Source organism: Jeotgalibacillus proteolyticus (assembly GCF_050107735.1).
GTDB lineage: Bacteria > Bacillota > Bacilli > Bacillales > Jeotgalibacillaceae > Jeotgalibacillus > Jeotgalibacillus proteolyticus_A.
Window position 1 is genome coordinate 33,101 of the sequence record NZ_JBNILO010000005.1, and the last position, 21,033, is coordinate 54,133.

The window sequence follows — 21,033 nt, forward strand, 5'->3', positions numbered from 1 at the left end:
GTTACTCCTCCTTTGATTCTTTAATGACAACAGGCAACCGTATGGTCAATGATGTACCTTCAGAAAAACGGATGTCCATTGAACCATTCACAAATTCCAGGCGCTCTCTCATTCCCTGCAGACCGTTTCCGCTGTCACGATCCGCTCCTTCTGCCAGACCATTTCCGTCATCCTGTATATGCAAACGAATTTCTTCAGATGTCTGCAGAATGCTGATCTCACACAGATCTGCTTCACTATGCTTTACGACATTTGTAACGGCTTCTTTTAAACACATACTCAGGACATTTTCCACTAGAAAAGGTGTGTGCTGCAAAGTACCCGTTCCCTGTATATCAAAAGCAATCCCAGCAGCGTTTAAAATCTGCTTCACATGCACCAGCTCATCCCGAAGCTTTGTGCCTCTCATATCCGAAACAAGTTCACGCACTTCCTTGAGGGCTGTTCTTGCTGTTTGATTGATATCCAGAATTTCCTTTTTGGCTGTTTCAGGATCTGCTGTCATCAGCTTCCCGGCAAGGTCGCTTTTCAGCCCGATCAGCGACAATTTCTGGCCAAGTGTATCGTGAAGATCCCGTGCGATTCTTTGGCGTTCCTCCATTACAATGAGCTTGGATATACGCTCATTTGCCACCTCCAGCTGTGTTTCAAGCTTATCCCTTTTATTGCTGTTATACGAATTCAGAGGCAGAAGAATAACACCGATAACACTGATTAACACAAAAGGAAATTGAGAGAAAAATAATTCATCCTGCGTAAAAAATGCGATATTCACGGTAGCAATCGTCGTTAACACAAGAATTCCATATAAAATAAAAAATCCAATTTTATTTTGAACATTCCCCACCATAAACGCGAGAAATAAAGCGAAATAAACAAAACCGAATATGACCGTCATCGCGATACTGATCGCAATTGCAATCCCTACCCACACATAGTTGACCCACCCTTTAGTTAAAAAAGTCAGTCTGTACGCAATGAAAAACAGCAAAATCATCAGTATGCCTGTCGCAATTTCAATCCAGGAAGAAGACCTGAAAATAAAATAAAACGGAAGCATACAAAAAATAATCCATATGTAGATGTTCAAACCCGTATTCTTTGGAAAAATATTATACCAATTACGCACCCAAGCCCTTCCTTTCTTTTCTATATTATATCAAATTAACCCTGCAAACTCACCGTAAAAAGCTGTCCTTTTCTGCTTTTCAGTATACCGAAAAACGCGTTAGTGCAGTAAAGGGGCCAGGCCCCTTTACTGCACTAAAGAACACCAAAACCAAAACACCCGCCCAATTGGACGGGTGAAGTAAAGGTTATTTTCCTTCAACGCTGCTTATTTTCCGGTTAAGCTGCACGTTCAGTTCTCCTGTTTTTATGCGCTGTTTCACTTCTTTAAAGCTAACAAATGTTTTACGGCTCTCGTCATACAGGCGGAATCGGATCGATTGAAGACTTGACCCCATTGTGATGGTCGTTGCCTGATGAAGAGGCGGTGTAGATTCGTGCGCTTTTTCAAGATTGTAATTGGGAACACGCGGGCTTAAGTGATGCACATGGTGATAGCCAATATTGCCGGTTACCCACTGAAGCACTTTTGGCAATTTGTAATAGGAACTGCCGTCCACCGCTGCTTTAACATAATCCCATTCTGATTCATCTTCAAAATAAGAATCCTCAAACTGATGCTGTACATAAAACAGCCAGATGCCAAGCGAGCCTGATACAAACATAATCGGACCATGAACCAGCAGAAATGCCTGCCAGCCGACTGCCCAAATCATCAGGGCATACACAGCGACAATCGCTGCATTTGTTAAATACGTATTGTTTCTTTCTTTTTTGCGTGCATCTTTACGATTCATGCGGTTCGTTACAAAGAAAAGATAAAGCGGACCCAGTCCGAACATAACAAGCGGATTGCGGTACAAGCGGTAAGCCAGTCGTTCTTTAAAAGAAGCAGCGGCGTACTCGTCCACCGTCATAATCCATACATCTCCAACTCCGCGTTTATCCAGATTACTGCTGGTTGCGTGATGAATGGAGTGCTCTCTCTTCCACTTTTCAAAAGGGAACATGGTAATAACGCCGGTAACGGTACCCAATATCGTATTAATTTTTTTATTTTTAAAGAACGATCCGTGACAGCAGTCATGGAAGATAATAAAGATTCGAACCACGAATCCGGCAGCCACTACAGAAAGTGCGAGTGACAGTAAAATAGATATCGATAAGCTTTGATAAGCTAAAAACCATAATAGAAAAAATGGTGGAATGGTATTAATCATTTGTTGGACACTTGCTTTAAAGTCTGATTTCTCAAAAGGTGAGACGCTTTTTCTAAGTTCAGCCGTTTTTTGTTTACTCATATTTGCCTCCCAAGCTAAATCGTTTTTGTTGATCTTATGACCTCATCTTAAAGCTTTGCCAAAAAAGAAAGAAGTCATGAGTGTCAACTCTTATTCATGACATCTGTCATGTACCGATGAAATACATGCTTTTCTTCTGCCGCTTATCCCGGAATTTGGAATGATGAAATAGAAGGAGAATGGAGAAAATAAGCGTAGCCGGAATGGAGGGTTGAATGTGAAAAGAATTAGTTTATGCAGCATCTTAGTGTTTGTTCTCTTCACCTCTTCTTTGTCTGCCGAGGCGAAAACCTCCAGGGAAGAATTATTGTCAGAGCGGATGGAATATTATATTCAATACGGCACCGAACACTTTATTCCCTGGTACTACTTGGCTGCTATCGATCAGTTTGAGCGAAATATCCAGCTTGTCCGTGATGACATTCCAAAAAGGGACAGCTCCATTGCCATTCAATTTCATGAAGATTACTGGGCCGGCTCCATGAATCCAAATAAGGAGGACACCTCTCCTGCGACCATTGATCTTTTTGGAGGCAAAGGCCTTGATGGAAATAATGATGGGAAAGCGGATCGCAATGATGTAGAGGACGTTCTCTATACCATGGCCGCTTATTTAAGTGAATTTGGAAATGCGGAAGAAAATTTCTCCATCGCTCTGTGGGAGTATTACAGACGCGAAGAAACGGTGCGTCAGATCATGACCATCTCAAAAATATATCAGCAAAATAATACGCTTGATTTATACGATCATGTTTTCCCTCTTCCGAAAGAGCATAATTACAGCTACCGCAGCACCTGGGGCGATAACCGGGGGTGGGGCGGCAAGCGGATTCATGAGGGCACGGACCTCTTTGCAAATTACGGCGTTCCGGTCAGAGCCGCTACTCACGGCGTAATTGAAGTAATGGGCTGGAACGAATATGGCGGCTGGCGTGTCGGCATTCGTGATATACACAATATCTACCACTACTTTGCTCATCTGGGCAGCTTTAACAAGGAGCTTAAAAAAGGTGATGTTGTAAAAACCGGAACCATTATCGGGTATGTGGGCAGCTCAGGTTACGGTAAGGAAGGAACAAGCGGAAAATTCCCGCCGCATCTGCATTACGGCATGTATTTAGATAACGGACGAACGGAATGGGCATTTGACCCTTATCCTTCACTCCGCATTTGGGAAAGACAGCAAAATTAACCCGGGCTGCAGGAAATCCTGTGCAGCGCGGGTTTTCTTTTTTTATTCCAGTTCTTCAATCTCTTCAGGAATCACATAATCTGTGTAAAATCCGTGCACGTCTATTTCAAAGAATGTATACATTTCATCTAAATCATTAATGGTGTAAACATAAGTGACAATTCCCTTTTTATAAAGCATCTCTACCAGCGATTCATTCACTCTCGCTTTCGAGATGCCAACTGCACGCAAATCATGTTTTTGACAAAATGCAAGAATTGATTCAGGAGGATGATTTTCCCTTCCTACAATATACAAAACATCCTCAAATCCATAGCTCCTGATAATGTCTATGTCATCGCGGTAGTACATTTGAGGAATCAGCCGTTCCACTATTCGCTGATCCACATCCTTTATTTTTTCCCCGACTTGCTTGTAAAGTTTTTCAGTGTCTTTAGAGGAGGTTCCTTTTCCATCAAGCAGCACATAGATCTCGGGATGCTTTTCCATCAGTTTAATGACGCGCTCAAAATCAAGCGGTGTATAGTGCAAATAGTAAGGAAGCTTAATGAATTTATTATAAGAAAGAGCTTTATTTTTCGGTTTAAACTCCTGACCATATGTCTCATCCCAGCCATGACGTGCCACAAGATGGCCATCACTAGTGAGGGAAAGATCAATTTCTATCAGCTTATAGCCATTGCTGTAGCTATTGCGAAAAGCCTGTTCACTATTTGTGTAGTCCTTTCCTTTAATTCCTCCTGCTGCATGTGCAATTAATTTGTGTTTTGTCCATGCGAAGGAATCCACTTTTTCTTCTGATGGACTTGTCCACGACCATAAAACCATCAAAATCAGTAAATACTTCATTCTTCAACACCTCAATGACAGTCTGCTTCTGTAGTATGAGCTATTTTAAACATCAAATTCCTTCAAATTCTCTTTAGCGTAATGTTCCTGTGGCTAAAATCTGCATTTCCACCTTCAGGTTATACTCCAGGTTTTCAAGAACCTGCTGATTCATTTCCTCGGTCCACTCTCCGTGATGATGCATTCGAAAATTTTCGGTTAATCCGATAGGATCGATCCCTTTCTCCTTCAGATCATCGATGACCCCTTCCACCTGCTCTTCCGTAAACTTTCTCACCTCTTCTTCCAGCTTCGAATAGTCACTTCTTTTTGAAAGGTCTTTTTCTCCACGATATTCATAAATGCTGCCTTTTAATTTTAAGGTAATATCAAGGACCGGATGATGCACATCTTTGTTGGAAGAGTAATCAACTTTTGTTTTCAGAAAGTCGATCACGACTTGTTCTCTTTCCTCTCCGTTCGAACTGAGCGGTATCGTAGCAGCAGGGATTTTTTTTGCCCCGGAAAGCATTTGAACAATTTGTCCTTCTTCCCGCGAGTACACTTCTTCCATTTTGTCATGTTTAAATAGGGCAATTCCTGAAAGCTCAACGATGCCTTCTTTGTGCTCAAGATAAGGAACTATTATATCTACTACCGGGTTTGAATGGGCGTACATAAAATTATGAATGGTCGTAAAAGGACTAAACATAATATGCGGCTTCGGCTTCAAAAGGGCATTCATATACGTCACGATACTTGGCTTATCGGGATAATCGCCACTAAGAAGTCCTTCTGCAGTGTCTTTAACGATCACCACGAACACATTTCCGCCAATGACCGGATTTCGATACAGATGCTCTACTACTTCCCACATTTTTCCGCTAGTCGCGAATTCTTCATTAAATAAAACAACTCTCAAGCCATTTAATTTAATTTCTTTATCCGCCTGCGAGGAAAGATCTACGATGGCTTCTTTGATCATGCCCGCTTGTGTGGTATAAATTTGATTTGTCTGTTCTGTGGAAGAACTGAACTGGGGAATGGCAAGCGTCACCGACATATTCTCCTCGTCTACATAATCAATGCCAATTAAACTGACCAACGCTACATCTTCTACTGCACTTGGTTTAAGTTCAGAGGCACATCCCATTAAAAGAAGGGAGCAAAAAATGAGCCATGCAATCCGTATATTCATGATGAAGCCTGCTTTCTTCTGGATTTCACCGCATGAAGAAGAATTAAAAAATTCGGCCATAGAATAATGGCAAATTTAAAATAAAACAAATTATCGTAAATCATTTCCTGTGTGTCCTTTGAAAAAGGAATATTGATAAAGATAAAAATGCAAATAGAAATCAGGTACACATGATACGTTTTATTATTGGAACGGAAAGCATCCATCCCTTTTTTTGCCACCCATAAATACGCAGCCGCACTCGACGTAATAAGAAATACCCACAGAGAGATCCCCAACACATCAATCCGTTCTGCGAATGACAGCTCAACTGCCTTGTACAGCTTTAAAATAGGGTAAAGCACTTCCTTCATCTGCCATTCTGAGAAATACATTACACTCACGATTGTCACCCCGGTATAGATGAAGATCGTAATCCAAATACCAATACTTGCATTTTTAAATGCCTTTTTCTGATTAATAATATAGGGGAAATACGTCATAATAAGTTCGTATCCGCAAATAGCAAAATACCCGTTTCGTGTGGCAACTAAAAAATCTTCAAACGTGAAATTTGTAACCGGCAGTAAATGACGTATATCTCCCTCAAGTATGGGCCACTGAAGAAAATAGACCATCCACACGGTCAGGATAAAGCTCATCACACAAAATCTCGCGATGGATTTTATACCGCCATGCACTACATATAAAAGCAGGATAAACAGGATAAACAGTGGCGCCGTAATGGTTCGGTCAGGCAGTGCAATGATCATGATTAAATCAAGATATCCCTCTATAATAGAAGCGATAAAAATAACCAAATACACAACCAAAAATAGATTAAGGGCTTTCCCTAAAACCTTTCCAATCATTTTCTCGTTTAATGTAAAGATATTATCCTGGGGATAACGTAAAAACAGCCAAATAATTGGGATGAGCGTCAGGTTTGCTATCATTCCAAGCATCAGCGGCAGCCACCACTGGCTGTACCCCATAGAGCTTAACTGGTTGGGAAGAGACAAAAGTCCGAGTCCCACCATGGTATTTTGAACAAGGAAAACAACATGATATCCTTTTAGTTTTTTCAGCTTATTGTTATCCACTCATGTTCACTCCTCATCCAGCGGGCTGACACGGTTTCTTTTCACTGTAGATATTCCTTTTTTGAACCTCAACACCCCCACCGGCAACCGGATGACACTATCGAGAAGATCGGTCCATTTTCTCGGGATCCCAGGAGCCAAATACGGTTTTCCAAGAGAGGTTAAATTCAGCAAATGAATAAACAGCCACGCAAGTGCAATCATCTGCCCGTAAAGTCCGAACATTCCTGCAGACAATATAAAAACATAACGAATAAACCGGCTTGTGTTGCTCATAAGGAAATTTGAAGGCAAAAAGGATAATAAAGCTGAAATCGCGACCAGCACGACAAGCATATTGCTGATGAGCCCTGCTTCAACCGCAGCTGTTCCAATAACAATACCGCCAACGATACCAATTGTTTGACCGATCTTAGTCGGCATTCGCGATCCTGCTTCTCTTAAAATCTCAATAACCAGTTCGATGAAAAGCACTTCAATGACGGGCGGAAACGGTACGCGATTCCTGGATTCCTGCAGGTTAAGAAGCAGCTCGAAAGGAAGCAGCTCCGGGTGATAAGTGAGGGCAGAAATATAGGTAGGTGTTAATATAATGGTGACAAAAAAGCCAAAAAAACGCAGACTTCGAAGAAGAGTTGCGGTCATCCAGCGATTATAATAATCTTCAGTCGGAACAAATAATTCAAAAAAGGATGTAGGGCAAATAATAACCGATTGGCTGTTATCCATAAGCACGACTATTCTACCATCCAATAAATACTGCATCGCCATATCTGGCCGAACCGTCATATTGTATTGAGGAAACGGGGAAAGCGGATGATCCTCGATCAGCTGCTTCAGTACGGATATATCCAAAAAGCCATCGTAATCCGTTTCTGTTATTTTCTTTGTAATACAGTCCAAATCTTCCTTGTTTACTAAATGTTCTATATATAAAACAGAGACTTTTGTATTTGTTTCCGTGCCGAGAATATAGTCGATATTTTTTAAATCAGCATTCGTGATCCGTCGTTTAATAAGAGACAGATTGGTTTCCATCGATTCTGTAAACGAATCCTGAGGGCCGATAACTGTGGACTCTGTTTGCGTCTGCTGGATCGGACGGCTTTCAGCGCTGAACGTTTCCAGCGCATAGAATAAATTAGGCTTATGAAGATAAATCACCGTATAGCCGGTCGTAATTAAATTCATTACATGGCTCAAATCATCTTTTTCAAGCTTTTCAGCTGCATGAATAACGGTTTCCTGGTGACGAAGGATAGGGTTGACCACCATATCATGTAAAACAGTCGTATCCACAAAAGACTGATAATAAATCAGTGTGACAAGACCTTCAGGCGTTCGAATCGGTTTGTACTGAACGTCCTGTACATTCCGGAGCATTTGCTTGATTGCTTCTAAGCTGACAGGTCTTAGTTTGGCTGATTGCTTTTGAGGCTGGGTCTTTCCCTTTTGGCCAGACACTTTCTTATCAAGGACCTTTCCCAACATTTTGAATAGACCCATACCTTCACATCCTTATCTTCGTAACCCTTATTCTTTTATTTATCTCCTTGTGAAATAGGATGTATACGTTTTTTTCAGTTTTTCAGCAGGATAGACACAAAAGAGCAAAAAAGTCCAAAAGAATCATCCTCTCTCCCTTGAGAAAAAGACGATCCTTTCGGACTTTTTCTATCTTTGACCTGCAATGCGTTCAGCTGCCTTTCTCGCACCTGCAATATTTCTTGCGGTCGGACCTAATTCAAGCTCTGCAAGGGGCCCAGATACAAATAAATGCTCACACCATTCAAGAGATTCATCGATAACAGGATAACCGCAGTTTGCACATTGAAGTTCATGTTCATGAATTAGCTCCTGCAGCCAGTCTGTTTCCATCACACTGTTTGAAAAACCTGTAGCAAACAGTACCGTTTTTGCCTCTGCTGTTTTGTTTGAGTGTGTGAGATTCAATTGAATAGATGACGATTTCTTTTCCCACGAATCAACTTCATCTAAAATAATTGTAAAGGCACCTTCCTTTTGAAGCCTCTTAAGGCGGGAAGCAAGTTCACGCGGAACAGACCCTTTATTTCGCACCTCTGTAATCAACTTTCTTCTTTCGTCTGACTGCAATTGCGAGTATGATCGCATATTTTTAGGCCCCAGCCAGCCGGGATCGCTGTCAAAATCATGCACACGATTTTCATGACGTGCAATCTGCGTGACCTGCCCCGGAAAAAGCTGCGCCAATTTAATCACAAGATGAGCGGCGGAAATTCCCCCGCCAATCACAGCCACCGGAGGAATAAAGGGAGGCACCTTGTCTTCAAAAATATGCCCTGCCTGGTTCGGAAAGGAAACACAAAGCTCCTTTCCCCATTCAGGCGTATAAACCTTGTTGTTCGTTCCGGTTGCCACCACAAGATTTTCACTTCTTAATCGCATCCCTGTATCTATCTGGACTTCCCAGGCAGCATTTACTTTCTTTATTTTCTCTACGCATCCTTTCAGCCAGGCCTTCTGCAATTCCACTTCCTCGAAAACCGCATAACTATGTGCATTAAAAAGGGATAGAGATGGACGGCTGTACGGTCCATAAAACTTGTCCCTGGAGCACGACTGTTTACCATACGCCTTTAAGCTGAAAGGATTAACATCTACATGATGCACACCGGGAGAACGCAAATACGGCATAGAAATAGTTTCAGTCCGTTTTTTCCATTGATAGAGCGGCACAGGGTACGGATCAATGATCTTTATACGGTTGATTTCGGTTTTCCGGTTCTTCAAAAGAGATGCCGCAATGGTGCACCCATGTATTCCTCCACCTACAATGACCCAATCATACATCTCCCATTTCACCAATCCCTTCAATCGTGCTGTCCAGTTTTTACATATCAAAATGAAAAATCATCCTATTGCCATTTCGATTGCTCTTGCTGCCGAGCACTTCATCAGATACATCTGTCCACTGTACCCTTTTCAATCTTCTATCCAGCTGATCATCAATTTTCATTTCAATTTGCTTCATTTTCATCATGGTTTTTTCAAAGGACAGGCCAAACCGATCTGCAGCCTGCTGGTGCGGCGAATGCTTCACTAACAGCGTCATAAACTGATCGGAAGTGCTTGATTGCGCAGCTAAAGAATCTTCCATCTCAATAATATACTCATATAACTGCCGCTCATCTTCCGGCAGTTCACTTATAATCTGCCGTGCAAGTATCTCCATTAAATGCTGATTCACCTTGAACACCTCCAATTGTTAACCTATTTTGCTGCAAGAACTGACTTTCTACCAGCTTGCCTTTTTCACACCTGGCACCTGGCCCTTGTGTGCATAGTCCCTGAATGCAATCCTGGACATCTTAAATTTACGCAAATAGCCTCTGGGACGTCCCGTCACTTCACAGCGGTTTTTCAAACGGGTCGCCGATGAATCACGAGGCAATTTCTTTAATGCCTCATAATCCCCTTTCTCTTTTAACTCTCTTCTTAAATCTGCGTATTTCAGCACCATTTCCTGGCGTTTTTTCTCTTTTGCCACCTTAGACTTTTTAGCCATTTAACTCTCTCCTTTTAAATCGTAATCATTACGTTTTACTAAGTAAATCACATTCATAGCGATTTATCAACCGATCATTTTTAAAATAAAGGCTGGGACTAAAGTGTCTCAGCCACTTTGACCGGTTCGGTTCGCCGCGCTTCAGGCGAACGCTTTCCGCAGGGACAGCGGCTTGAACCTTTTCAGGGCCTTGCCCTGTAAAGTCTCAGCTTACTAAAGAACAAGTATTCTTATTGTTCTAATATCTACAATAACCATTAACATAGCCAAAATAAAAAGAACCTGGGACAAAAATATCCCAGGTTCCTTAACCGGTTCACTGTGCTTCAGGTGAACGCTTTCCGCTTCGATCACCTCGTACTACAATATACTGCCTTATGCTTACTCTTTATTAATTAGGACCCAGCCTCTAAGCTGCGATCAGCCTGTGTAATTTTCTACGATCATTAATATAAAAACACTGCTCATAAGTGCAGCATTGCATATGATCAGTATCAAATTCCGGCCTGCTGCAGCAAATACCAGACCGGCAGCTCCAAGTACGAATGTCAGCCAGATAGCCGTTTCAAGTCCGAACGTGATCTTAATCAGCCATAAGAGTACACCGGCGACGAAGAAAAGCAATGATGTTTTTGTTTTATTCATGGCTGCCTCCTGTACAATAGGGTGGTTTATCCTTATTTTCCCTCTGTGCACTTCTTTTTAAACATAGGAATCTGTTCGAAAGCTGTCATATTCATTTCAACTATAAAATATGATATACTTATAAAAAAAGACGCTTGGTGCTCGACACACCAAACGCCGGCAATAGAATGCCCTCTAAGGGGGCAGCATAAAGCAGACAACGAATAATCCACCTGAGCCGCCAAACTCAAGGGTGGATTATTCTTTTTTGTTAAATGACAAAATCGAAACGACGAGACCTGAGAACGCGATCATCATCATAATTCCTTCGAACGTTGTCAAACAGCATCACCCCCTTTTCAGCGGGATGTGCCGACCACCCTTGAGAAACGATTCTATTGTTAAAAACAGTCTATCACATTCGTGCACGTTAAAAATGGGTGATTGGTCCGAGAAAGCGGAGTAAGTCATCTGACCGGATTACGATTCGTCAAACAGTTTCCTTTTGTAACTAATCAATTCAGCGTATACTACTTCTTGTACCAAAACTAATTGATTATTTAAGGAGGCTACAAATCATGACAGCATCGTTTTTAGAACCTTTTACATTCCAAAATGGCATTACGTTGAAAAATAGAGTAATGCTCGCTCCTATGACGAATTTTGCTTCGAAGGAAAATGGGGAAGTGTCACAGGAGGAGATTGCCTATTATGAAGAAAGATCTGAGGGCGTTGGAACGGTAATCACTGCTTGTGCCAATGTAACAGCAGACGGCAAAGGTTTCCCAGGCGAAATCGGTGCAGACCGTGATGAGTTAATCGACAGCCTGTCTACTCTTGCAAAGGCAATACAAAATAAAGGTGCAAAAGCCATTCTTCAAATTTTTCACGGCGGCCGCATGGCTCCACCCGAACTGCTGCCTGATCACCAAACCGTCAGTGCAAGCGCCGTTGCGCCATTGCGTGATGGAGCGATGACACCGCGCGAGCTTGAGCCAAGCGAAATAGAATCCATTATTAAAGCATTTGGAGAGGCAACACGCCGAGCGATGAAAGCTGGATTTGACGGTGTTGAAATCCACGGGGCAAATACGTATTTGCTGCAGCAGTTCTTCTCTCCCCATTCCAACCGCAGAGACGATCAATGGGGCGGCACGCTTGAAAAACGAATGACGTTCCCGCTCGCAGTTGTAGAAGAAGTGCTAAACGCAGCAAAAGACGATTCTTCCTTTATCGTGGGCTACCGCATTTCACCGGAGGAAATGGAGAATCCGGGCATCACCATGGAGGACACCCTGACATTTGTGGATCGTTTAGCTGAGGAAAAACTCGATTATCTTCATGTTTCGGTTCAGGACTTTCATGCAGGTTCAATGCGCGATTCTGAAGACAAAGCCTCCCGGGTTCAAATAATTCAAGACCGGGTCGGTGAAAAAATACCGGTGATTGGAGTAGGCTCTCTTCATACACCGGAAGACGTGGAAAAAGCGATGGCAGGAGGCGTTCCTCTTATCTCTCTTGGACGCGAACTTATTATGGAACCAAAATGGGTTGAAAAAGCAGCGGATAACAGAGCAAATGAAATCAGAACTGATTTATCCGTGAACGACCGTGAAGCACTGGTCGTTCCTGAACCTCTTTGGCAGGCCATTATCAATACACCTGGCTGGTTCCCTGTGCGCGAACATTCAAAAACGGAATAAACATTCAAATACAAAAAGCCTGAGGCAGATTCGTCTCAGGCTTTTTGCATGGAACAAATAGCCCGCCCTTCCTCCTGCTGCTTTATGATAAACTGATTTCTAAAGAGGAAGCTGGAGGGTGTGAAAACGTGATAGTCAAAAACATACTTGCTATAGCAGCAGGCGGGGCACTCGGGACCTTATCCCGGTATCTGCTGAACGCCCAAACTCTCCCCTTGTGGAATGGCTTGCCCGTCGCCACCGTTCTTGAAAATCTTTCTGGCAGTTTCCTGCTTGGACTGCTAACTGGATTTCTGATCCACCGCCAAACAAAAGAATGGATCAAGCTCGGTCTGGGTACAGGATTTTGCGGCGGGTTTACGACGATGTCCACTTTGGCTTCAGATACCTTATTTATGTATTCTATTCATTCTCCATTTCACTCAGGCATTTACGTAGCCATATCACTTTTTGGGGGAATAATTTTAGCTTATGCCGGTGTGCTTTTAGGTGAGAAATGGGGACAGCGCCTATGAATCTTTTACTCGTGAGCGTCGGCGGAGCATTGGGAGCAGTCTGCCGCTATTTAATGGGAATCATGCTGCAAAATAAATTCCCCTCCCCCATTATCCCAACTGCTATGCTGAGCGTAAATCTGCTTGGCTCGTTTGGATTAGGCCTTTTTTCAGGCATGTTTTATGGGTCGATTCCAGCCCAGCCCATTCAGGACCCCATCTATCTGTTGATCGGCATCGGCTTCTTTGGAGCGTTCACGACCTTCTCTACTTTCAGTGTTGAAGCTGTTCAATTACTGCGTGATTTTACCTATACTAAGGCGCTCGTGTATATAAGCCTTACAATAGCCGGAAGCGTCTTGATGTTTATGCTCGGGTTATGGATAGGCAGCTCGTAACGGGAAAGAAGGTATTCGCAGTTCCGCTTATCGGACTCCGGATACCTTTTTTAGGGTGAACTCTTTTGTTAAAACACCTTCTTTTGATCCCTATCTTCTGAAATCATGGCAACCGCTTCTCTAAAGCGCTGAGAATGAACAATTTCCCTCTCACGTAAAAACCGCAGTCCATCATTTAAATCCGGATCATCTGACTGGTCAATAATCCATTGATAAGTTGCCCTTGCTTTCTCTTCTGCGGCAATGTCCTCATACAAATCAGCGATCGGGTCTCCTTTCGCCTGAATATAGGAAGCAGTGAACGGAACCCCGGCAGCATTATTATAAAACAAGGCACTGTCATGGCTGACATAATGCTCTGCCAATCCCGCTTCTCTCAGCTGCTGCGGCGTAGCGTCCTTTGTCAGTTTGTAAATCATGGTAGCAATCATTTCCAAATGAGCAAATTCTTCTGTTCCGATGTCCGTTAATAACCCGATGACTTTATCAGGGATCGTGTACCGCTGATTTAGGTACCGCAAAGCAGCCGCCAGCTCCCCATCCGCCCCGCCATATTGTTCCATAAGATACTTGGCAAGCGTCGGATTGCATGTACTCACCTTAACAGGATACATCAGCTTTTTTTCATATGTCCACATGTGCCCACCTCATTTTTTATACTTGCCAAGGCCAGGGAGCCTCACTCCATTCCCACCTCTTATCAGTCCTCATCGGCATGCCGAATCGCAAAGGTCCATGTTTTGCTTCAAAATCCGTCTTTAATTTCAAGCTGTGAGCGGCAAAATGGTTGTACTGCTCAATCGCTTGAGCGTCATTGGGATGTGTATCAAGGTAAAGAACCAGCTCGAAAATCACAAAATCCACTGCTTGAATTTCCTCCAGCTGCTTATAATATTCCGGACTCAAAGGCTGCACCATAGGAGTTGACCTCCTTTATTTTTTCTTATAGGGATTCTCATAATAATCATAGAACGGAACCCAAAGCGTTCCCTTCCTAAGAGCCTCAATGGCTGAAAACTGTTTAAAATTTGGAGGCTGAAAACCGATAAATAAATTCGGAGGAGTTACGTAATACTTGACTCCAATAGGGGGACACGGATCAAAAGGACCTCGAAACGGTGCATACGAACGCCTAAACGGAACATGTCCGTGTGTCATTTTCTCACCTCCCATATAGCACCTTACCCCCCGAGTATATTCACCACCCAAAAAAATAGTCGTTAAAATGGCTGCCGTTAGAAGAGTAAAGCAGTAAAGGGGTCAGGCCCCTTTACTGCTTTACTTCATTAAAAAACACTCGAGTCCACATAAAAAAACCGCTTAGAACTGATTAGGTATCAGTTCTAAGCGGCAGATATTTAATAAAACCTATCCTTAAGATTTGCCTGTTAAAGTGGTATGTTATTGTGGAAATCCTCACCCTGTTTAATTTCGTACAATCGATTCATCCTGCTTCTTCAAAAGATCCACATTCGCTTTTGTATCTTCTATTGTTTTTTGCACAATTTGCTGATAAGCATCCAAAAGTTCTTGAATCCCTTGTTCTCGTTCTTCCCATGCTTTGGTAAAAGCAAGCTGATTGTCCCCCAGTGAGGAAACAGGAGGTGCAGTCAATGTCACGTCCGCTAATGCCCTCTCCACATCAAGCAGTGCCTGGGTAACGGTATGATGATGCAGTTTAATTACAACCATGACGCAAGCCCCTTCCTGATCTCACCCAGTTTACTGATTGCGCTGTCAATTGCATCTTCCCCTTTTTTGATGAGATCTTCAGCTTCGTTTGAAACGATATCCAAAGCGGTCAAGGCAGCAATTTGATTTTGCAGTGTACTGATTTTGGATTCTATTGAACTGATATACATGGCGTAATCATAATGAAGGATTTGATCTAACTTTTCACTCGCCGCTTCACGGTCTTCGTCGAACGAATCTGCACGGGTCCCTTTCCATGAAGCACCCAGTTCAGGTTCTGTCAGTGTTTTCTTTTCTTCAAATCCTGTCTCCTGCTCTCGTTTAATATCGCTCAACGCCGTTTCCAGCCGTTGAATATCCCCAGCGATGTTTGAACGCTGGGATGTGATACTGCTCGTCAAATTATTTAATTCTCCCGCTAAATCCATGCCATACCCTCCTTGAATAATTCCGCACATTTTCTACTATTTTCCTATATTGTAAAGGTGAAAATGATAGACAGGCAACCGTCATGTTGCCTCATTGGAAAAAATAAGAAATAGGACCCGATTCTTCAGCATAGTTCTATATTACCCCACGATAAGCTTCTTCTCACAACTTATGAACCTCCATTTGAAAAACTGTGGATTCCACCTTTTGTATCATATTAGAGTTTATTTATACATTAATACTTTACATGTTCAAAAGATCGAATTCTTTCAGTAAGCGCACCCAGATCGTTCGTCAGTTGCTCAAGATGCTCTGACATAGAAGTAAATTCTTCTGCTGCAGCAAGCTGTTTTTCTGATGTGGCTGAAATTTCTTTCGCATAGGCTGCCCCGTCAGCAGTATATTGATTGGATAATTGAAGTGTTTCCCTTATCATTTTTTCCTGCTGATGAATCGTCTGAGTAATACCAGCCAGCTCACTGACTTTTTCATCCACAGCCACAATTGACTGATGAATCTGAGCGAAGGTGCAGGACGTCATCTCCATTTGCTTTTCACTGTCATGAACTTCTAGTAATTCCTCCTCAATAAGCTCACCCATCTGCACATTCTTCAATTCAATCGCCTTTACAACTTCTGTAATCTGTCTGCTAGCTGATTCAGATTGACTTGCGAGCTTTCGCACTTCTTCTGCTACCACAGCAAATCCTTTTCCGGCTTCACCTGCACGTGCGGCTTCAATAGAGGCATTAAGCGCCAGTAAATTTGTCTGATTGGAAATTTCACGGATGGAACCTACAAACGAATTAATGTCTCGCATTTGCTGCTTCAATTCATTCATCTCTTCTTTTATTTTTACTGAAATAGAAGTTACTTTCTTCAGTTGGTTAGATGTTTGGGTTATAGCGGATTGACCTTCTAACGTAAGAATTCCAGCACCCTCCATTTGAGCTGAGAGATGATCTGCGTGGCTCTGCATAGATGCTGCCGCATTGGTTAACTGATCTAGCTCACTTAGGCTTTTCCCGCTGGTCGTCAATTGGCTGTGGGAATCCTTCATCCAATCTGTCACCGAAGCCGCCACTTCAAAGCTGACACTTTTCGTTTGCTCCGCCCCAGCTACAATGCTTGAAGAAATTTGCTGCAAAGATTGAGAAGATTGTTTAAGCTCTAACACAATTTCACCGAAACGAAGCTGATTTTGCTGCTGTTCTTTTTTGTATTCCCTTTCATTTTGCTGTCTGCTGTAGACAAGTGCACTATTAGCCCCAGCGGTTAAGATTAAAAATACAGCGTGAATCAAAAGCAGTGGAAACGAATAGTTTTCTGTGCCGCACAGTAAAACCGGATATAGAAAATACCCGCCTAAATGGTGAACAGCAAAAACCACTGTACTGATCGCAATCATAAGAATCGAACCAAAATAAGCAATCAATGCAATCACCATGAAAATGGAAAAGTGATACTCCACCCACCCATTGCCTGAAGCTATAATCAACATAGATCCATGCGTAAGCGTTAGTGTAATCAAAAGTTTAAACCAGCTGCTTTCCGGACTTTTTTTATAACAGACGGTAGCAGCCACAAGAAGTCCTAATGTTAAAGCCGCCAATACATAATAAACCCCTCTATCTCCAGCACTCATGACATCATTACGCAATAATAGAGCCGTTGCCTGTCCAAATCCTACCTGTGTATGAAGAAACCAGACCAACCCGGCTAATACTACCGTTAAATAAGCAAAAAGAACCATTAATTTATTTCCCTTTATCATAATTAATTCATCACCTTCTCTTCTTATATGCCAATACTAATTACCTATTATCCACTGAATGTGCTTTCTTTTCCAATTTTAATATGCTGTTTTTAATTAGCGTCCAACCCTTGAAATCTTCGTGTATCATGGTATACTTATTTCGTTCATAACGGCTGACTTTTCTTAGAGAGAAAAGTTGTTTTTAGATTGAAAAAAGTTACCTCAACGAACCAGGTTACCCAATACTTAATTAACTATATGGATGTGATCTTTAATCAAAATCCATTTATTTAAAAAGAGTACTTGGACCTTATGTTCACGAACGCCACGGTAACAATAAAGTTTAAAACAGAAAACCTTATTCTGACAATTGAATTTGCAGATGAGGATTATTTTTCATGCAGCTGCACAGGCAGTGTTTTTTTATTATGCATTCATTTACTCTTACTGACTTTTGTGAGACTCAAAAGTCAACCAACTATAAACAGAAAGAGGTAAAAAGATGAGAGGCGTTTTTACAAAAGAAGAGTGGTTTGGAAATGTACGAGGAGATATTCTTGCAGGAATCGTAGTCGCACTGGCACTGATTCCCGAAGCGATTGCCTTCTCTATTATTGCAGGAGTGGATCCCATGGTGGGACTTTATGCATCCTTCTGCATTGCCGTTGTAATTTCATTTGTCGGCGGACGTCCCGGAATGATTTCAGCCGCTACAGGAGCGATGGCTCTCTTAATGGTGACCCTGGTTGCTGAGCACGGCCTTCAATATTTATTCGCAGCGACTGTCCTGACCGGTCTTCTGCAGATTCTGGCAGGCGTGTTTAAATTAGCAAAATATATGAAATTTATCCCAAGATCGGTGATGATCGGATTCGTAAATGCTTTAGCCATTCTGATTTTCATGGCTCAAATTGAACATTTTGTTGGAGAATCCTGGATTATGTATGCATTAGTGGCGTTAACTCTGGCTATAATTTATTTGCTGCCACTCCTCACAAAGGCAGTTCCTTCTACTTTAGTTGCGATTGTTGTGGTAACAGTCATTGTTATTTTTATGAATATAGGAGTCCGTACGGTTGGAGACATGGGGGCTTTAACTCAAACTCTTCCAATGTTTTTAATCCCTGATATTCCGCTGACTTTTGAAACGCTGCAGATCATTTTCCCTTATGCCATTGCCTTAACGGTTGTGGGTCTGCTTGAATCACTTTTAACTGCTTCCATTGTGGATGATGCGACGGATACAGAAAGTGATAAAAACATGGAGACTCGCGGACAAGGAATCGCCAATGTCGTGACAGGATTTTTTGGAGGAATGGCCGGCTGTGCAATGATTGGGCAATCCATTATTAACGTAAAATCTGGCGGAAGAGGAAGACTCTCCACTCTTGTAGCTGGTGTTTTCTTAATGTTTTTAATTGTCATTCTTGGGGGAGTTGTGGTGCAAATCCCTATGGCCGCTTTAGCGGGTGTTATGATTATGGTTTCCATCAGTACATTTGACTGGACATCCTTAAAAACCATGCATATTGTGCCAAAAACCGACGTGGTCGTTATGGTCGTTACCGTAGCGGTTGTAGTGTATACGCACGATTTATCTCAAGGCGTTTTAGCCGGCGTTGTTTTAAGTGCATTATTCTTTGCTGCAAAAATTTCTAAAGTAAAAGTAATGTCACTGCTTGTGAACGATGGCACCAAAAGAATCTATTATATACGCGGACAGATTTTCTTTGCCTCCGTTACTGAATTCCTGGAGGAGTTTAAATTCTCTGAGGAAGTGGATGAAGTTGAACTTGACTTTACCGCTGCTCATTTATGGGACGATTCTGCAGCCGGGGCTATTGATAAGATCGAAATGAAATTCAAACAAAATAACACCAAGGTCTACTTTAAAGGGTTAAATATCGAAAGCAAGGACCTGATGAACAAAATAGGCGGCTTGTCAAACAATGGTCATTAAGTCATTTTGCAAGGAGGGTAAAGATGAAGAAACTAATGGTAGCAGTTGACGGCTCAGCGCATGCAGAGCGGGCACTTGAGAAAGCCATATCGATGTGTGCCTCCCATAATGATGCGTGTATTGATCTTGTTTATGCAGTAGATGGAGATCAATCAAAATCAGACATCCTCCACTTTGGCGATAGCGATACAGCCCGCTACAAACGGGAAAGAATGCTTGAAAAAAATGCCGAAAAGGCAAGACAGGAAGGTATTCATGTTTCAATTGAAATTCTGCACGGATCCCCTGCCGAAACGCTTATCTCGTTTGCCAACAGCCGGGAGTATGATCTGGTTTTAGTAGGCAGCAGAGGCCGAAACAAACTTCAGACAATGCTGCTTGGAAGTGTAAGCCATAAGCTTGTAAAGTATATTGATGCTCCAGTTATGGTTGTGAAGTAATGCAAAAAAGCAGATTCATCCTATGGATAGAATCTGCTTTTTTGCATTTAATCTCAGTTTATATTACTCATAACCTGGCAGTTGCGGATGTCTTTTAAGTGGACAAGCTCTACTGTTGAGGGGTGAGTTTTACGCTTTAACGAACAAAAATTTTTACTGTCAACTGAAAGGATGGTATATTCTTCTCCGTTATAGAGTATAATATCTCCTTTTTTCATTTTACTTCCTCCGTTTAATTGTTGATTCTCATGAAATAGGGACATATAGTAAACACGGTGACCTGCTGCGATGCCTATGCTTTACAAGGCTTCACAAATTTTTCTATTTTTAATCTATGAAAACAGCCATATTTTATCTCAAAATATGACGATTAGTTTGAATAATCGTGTGAATTCGACGATAACACTCATCTTTATTATATCATCTTCTATCAACCTGTACTTAACAAAATAGGTTAATAAGTTTTTTCAGGCTGCTCCTTTCTTCAATCTAAGTCAATGTATATTGTTAGCCCTTTATGATTAGTTTATTCAGTTTAACACTCAATTGATAATCATTAAGAGCCTGATTTAGAATGCATACTTCACTTGATTTAACCTATTGAAGACACTCTTTGCCAGTCTCCCCCTCTTTCCTCTTTTCCACAAAAAACCACATTTTTTTCTGCATCTTCTTCATATTTTAGAATTCAACGGGCAGGCTAACAAGGTTCACTGAGACTGTTTCGTTCAGGCTTGGTGAGAAAATAAAGGAGGAATGTAAATGGGAATTTTAAGCGGGAACCCTAAAACAGAACCAATGCATTACGGAGAGGTATTCGGTGCCTGGTCCTATTTAACAGTGGCAAAAGGAGGCGTAGCCTCACATCAGGTAATGATGAATCATGTTGGGGATCATGAACTGCAACGATTAATCGATGAGGCAATTAAAGTCAGCGAAAATGAAATTGATCAAATTGAAACGATCCTCCGTGAAAATGGGATCGGACTTCCCCCTACACCCCCTGCACGCCCGGTAGCAAAGCTTGAAGAAATTCCTGCAGGCGCCCGTTTTCAGGATATGGAAGTGTGCGCGGGTGTTCAGGCTGCCATTGCTGCTTCTCTAGTCAGCTGCAGTCAAATTATTGGCCAATCCGTACGCGAGGACATTGCCCTGCTTTTTGGTCAATTTCACATGGAAAAAGCAAGACTTGGAGCGAAATTTTTAAATCTTAGCAAAGACAAAGGCTGGCTCGTTCCTCCGCCGCTTCATCAAGATTAATGTTCTATTAGCATGCCTTTTATGTATAAAAAGAAGTCCTGATTTTCACCAGGACTTCTTT

At 42.1% G+C, this 21,033-nt stretch carries 25 protein-coding genes; 7 read left to right on the top strand and 18 right to left on the bottom strand.

Translation table 11 applies throughout. The features are described from left to right. Window position 1: 1 nt before the first annotated feature. Complete coding sequence (locus ACQCT8_RS09235) at window positions 2-1,129, bottom strand: histidine kinase (RefSeq protein ID WP_426870390.1); 1,128 nt, start codon at window positions 1,127-1,129, stop codon at window positions 2-4. Window positions 1,130-1,316: 187 nt separating this feature from the next. Then, window positions 1,317-2,369 carry a fatty acid desaturase gene (locus ACQCT8_RS09240; protein WP_426870392.1) on the bottom strand — a complete coding sequence of 351 codons (1,053 nt, stop codon included), beginning with the start codon at window positions 2,367-2,369 and terminating at the stop codon, window positions 1,317-1,319. 211 nt (window positions 2,370-2,580) lie between these two features. Between ACQCT8_RS09240 and ACQCT8_RS09245 the strand changes: the two genes are divergently transcribed. Continuing rightward, window positions 2,581-3,561: a M23 family metallopeptidase gene (locus ACQCT8_RS09245; RefSeq protein ID WP_426870394.1), complete on the top strand. Its 981-nt coding sequence runs from the start codon at window positions 2,581-2,583 to the stop codon at window positions 3,559-3,561. Window positions 3,562-3,603: 42 nt separating this feature from the next. Here ACQCT8_RS09245 and ACQCT8_RS09250 read toward each other — a convergent pair whose 3' ends face one another. The 9 genes from ACQCT8_RS09250 to ACQCT8_RS09290 all read right to left on the bottom strand — a co-directional run bounded on the left by ACQCT8_RS09250 (window position 3,604) and on the right by ACQCT8_RS09290 (window position 11,182). Next, window positions 3,604-4,410 (bottom strand): glycerophosphodiester phosphodiesterase family protein, encoded by an 807-nt coding sequence (locus tag ACQCT8_RS09250; RefSeq protein ID WP_426870396.1) that lies wholly within the window; start codon window positions 4,408-4,410, stop codon window positions 3,604-3,606. Window positions 4,411-4,483: 73 nt separating this feature from the next. After that, window positions 4,484-5,587 carry a Ger(x)C family spore germination protein gene (locus tag ACQCT8_RS09255; protein ID WP_426870398.1) on the bottom strand — a complete coding sequence of 368 codons (1,104 nt, stop codon included), beginning with the start codon at window positions 5,585-5,587 and terminating at the stop codon, window positions 4,484-4,486. Next, window positions 5,584-6,669, bottom strand: coding sequence for a GerAB/ArcD/ProY family transporter (locus ACQCT8_RS09260; protein WP_426870400.1), 1,086 nt, complete (start codon window positions 6,667-6,669; stop codon window positions 5,584-5,586). Before ACQCT8_RS09260 ends, ACQCT8_RS09255 begins: the two co-directional genes overlap by 4 nt. Before the next feature lie 6 nt (window positions 6,670-6,675). Further along, window positions 6,676-8,175 (bottom strand): spore germination protein, encoded by a 1,500-nt coding sequence (locus tag ACQCT8_RS09265; protein ID WP_426870402.1) that lies wholly within the window; start codon window positions 8,173-8,175, stop codon window positions 6,676-6,678. 168 nt (window positions 8,176-8,343) lie between these two features. Then, window positions 8,344-9,552 (bottom strand): FAD-dependent oxidoreductase, encoded by a 1,209-nt coding sequence (locus ACQCT8_RS09270; protein ID WP_426870404.1) that lies wholly within the window; start codon window positions 9,550-9,552, stop codon window positions 8,344-8,346. Next, a complete protein-coding gene (locus ACQCT8_RS09275) occupies window positions 9,542-9,898 on the bottom strand; it encodes a hypothetical protein (protein ID WP_426870406.1) in 357 nt (118 codons plus the stop codon). Before ACQCT8_RS09275 ends, ACQCT8_RS09270 begins: the two co-directional genes overlap by 11 nt. A 48-nt stretch (window positions 9,899-9,946) precedes the next feature. Continuing rightward, on the bottom strand, window positions 9,947-10,216 hold the full coding sequence (gene rpsN / locus ACQCT8_RS09280) for a 30S ribosomal protein S14 (RefSeq protein WP_426870407.1): 270 nt from the start codon (window positions 10,214-10,216) through the stop codon (window positions 9,947-9,949). A gap of 420 nt (window positions 10,217-10,636) precedes the next feature. Further along, window positions 10,637-10,861 (bottom strand): hypothetical protein, encoded by a 225-nt coding sequence (locus tag ACQCT8_RS09285; RefSeq protein ID WP_278240677.1) that lies wholly within the window; start codon window positions 10,859-10,861, stop codon window positions 10,637-10,639. 237 nt (window positions 10,862-11,098) lie between these two features. Continuing rightward, window positions 11,099-11,182, bottom strand: a complete 84-nt coding sequence (locus ACQCT8_RS09290; protein ID WP_408606141.1) for a putative holin-like toxin — start codon at window positions 11,180-11,182, stop codon at window positions 11,099-11,101. Between the two features lie 236 nt (window positions 11,183-11,418). Here ACQCT8_RS09290 and ACQCT8_RS09295 point away from each other — a divergent pair, with 236 nt between their 5' ends. The 3 genes from ACQCT8_RS09295 (at window position 11,419) to crcB (ending at window position 13,435) form a co-directional block, all read left to right on the top strand. Further along, the gene (locus ACQCT8_RS09295) at window positions 11,419-12,543 is read left to right on the top strand and encodes an NADH-dependent flavin oxidoreductase (protein WP_426870409.1); all 1,125 of its coding nucleotides are present in this window, start codon (window positions 11,419-11,421) and stop codon (window positions 12,541-12,543) included. Between the two features lie 128 nt (window positions 12,544-12,671). Continuing rightward, the gene (locus tag ACQCT8_RS09300) at window positions 12,672-13,058 is read left to right on the top strand and encodes a FluC/FEX family fluoride channel (RefSeq protein WP_426870411.1); all 387 of its coding nucleotides are present in this window, start codon (window positions 12,672-12,674) and stop codon (window positions 13,056-13,058) included. Further along, window positions 13,055-13,435: a fluoride efflux transporter CrcB gene (gene crcB, locus ACQCT8_RS09305; protein WP_426870413.1), complete on the top strand. Its 381-nt coding sequence runs from the start codon at window positions 13,055-13,057 to the stop codon at window positions 13,433-13,435. The genes ACQCT8_RS09300 and crcB overlap by 4 nt, the downstream gene beginning before the upstream one ends. Before the next feature lie 68 nt (window positions 13,436-13,503). Here crcB and ACQCT8_RS09310 read toward each other — a convergent pair whose 3' ends face one another. The 6 genes from ACQCT8_RS09310 to ACQCT8_RS09335 form a co-directional block, all read right to left on the bottom strand. After that, the gene (locus ACQCT8_RS09310) at window positions 13,504-14,073 is read right to left on the bottom strand and encodes a manganese catalase family protein (RefSeq protein WP_278240681.1); all 570 of its coding nucleotides are present in this window, start codon (window positions 14,071-14,073) and stop codon (window positions 13,504-13,506) included. A gap of 16 nt (window positions 14,074-14,089) precedes the next feature. Then, window positions 14,090-14,353, bottom strand: coding sequence for a spore coat protein CotJB (locus ACQCT8_RS09315; protein ID WP_426870416.1), 264 nt, complete (start codon window positions 14,351-14,353; stop codon window positions 14,090-14,092). A 15-nt stretch (window positions 14,354-14,368) separates the two neighbouring features. Then, the gene (locus ACQCT8_RS09320) at window positions 14,369-14,593 is read right to left on the bottom strand and encodes a spore coat associated protein CotJA (protein WP_278240683.1); all 225 of its coding nucleotides are present in this window, start codon (window positions 14,591-14,593) and stop codon (window positions 14,369-14,371) included. A gap of 267 nt (window positions 14,594-14,860) precedes the next feature. Beyond that, window positions 14,861-15,127, bottom strand: coding sequence for a YwqI/YxiC family protein (locus tag ACQCT8_RS09325; RefSeq protein WP_426870418.1), 267 nt, complete (start codon window positions 15,125-15,127; stop codon window positions 14,861-14,863). Further along, window positions 15,118-15,555, bottom strand: coding sequence for a YwqH-like family protein (locus ACQCT8_RS09330; RefSeq protein ID WP_426870420.1), 438 nt, complete (start codon window positions 15,553-15,555; stop codon window positions 15,118-15,120). Before ACQCT8_RS09330 ends, ACQCT8_RS09325 begins: the two co-directional genes overlap by 10 nt. Window positions 15,556-15,791: 236 nt before the next feature. Further along, window positions 15,792-17,330, bottom strand: coding sequence for a methyl-accepting chemotaxis protein (locus tag ACQCT8_RS09335; protein ID WP_426870422.1), 1,539 nt, complete (start codon window positions 17,328-17,330; stop codon window positions 15,792-15,794). Between the two features lie 484 nt (window positions 17,331-17,814). Here ACQCT8_RS09335 and ACQCT8_RS09340 point away from each other — a divergent pair, with 484 nt between their 5' ends. Both ACQCT8_RS09340 and ACQCT8_RS09345 read left to right on the top strand, forming a co-directional pair. Continuing rightward, window positions 17,815-19,272: a SulP family inorganic anion transporter gene (locus tag ACQCT8_RS09340; RefSeq protein ID WP_426870424.1), complete on the top strand. Its 1,458-nt coding sequence runs from the start codon at window positions 17,815-17,817 to the stop codon at window positions 19,270-19,272. Between the two features lie 23 nt (window positions 19,273-19,295). Continuing rightward, on the top strand, window positions 19,296-19,712 hold the full coding sequence (locus ACQCT8_RS09345; RefSeq protein ID WP_426870426.1) for a universal stress protein: 417 nt from the start codon (window positions 19,296-19,298) through the stop codon (window positions 19,710-19,712). 53 nt (window positions 19,713-19,765) lie between these two features. On the opposite strand, the gene ACQCT8_RS09350 is transcribed toward ACQCT8_RS09345, so the two are convergent. Then, window positions 19,766-19,930, bottom strand: coding sequence for a hypothetical protein (locus ACQCT8_RS09350; RefSeq protein WP_426870428.1), 165 nt, complete (start codon window positions 19,928-19,930; stop codon window positions 19,766-19,768). A gap of 544 nt (window positions 19,931-20,474) precedes the next feature. Here ACQCT8_RS09350 and ACQCT8_RS09355 point away from each other — a divergent pair. After that, a complete protein-coding gene (locus ACQCT8_RS09355; protein WP_426870430.1) occupies window positions 20,475-20,972 on the top strand; it encodes a DUF3231 family protein in 498 nt (165 codons plus the stop codon). The last annotated feature ends 61 nt before the right edge of the window (window positions 20,973-21,033 follow it).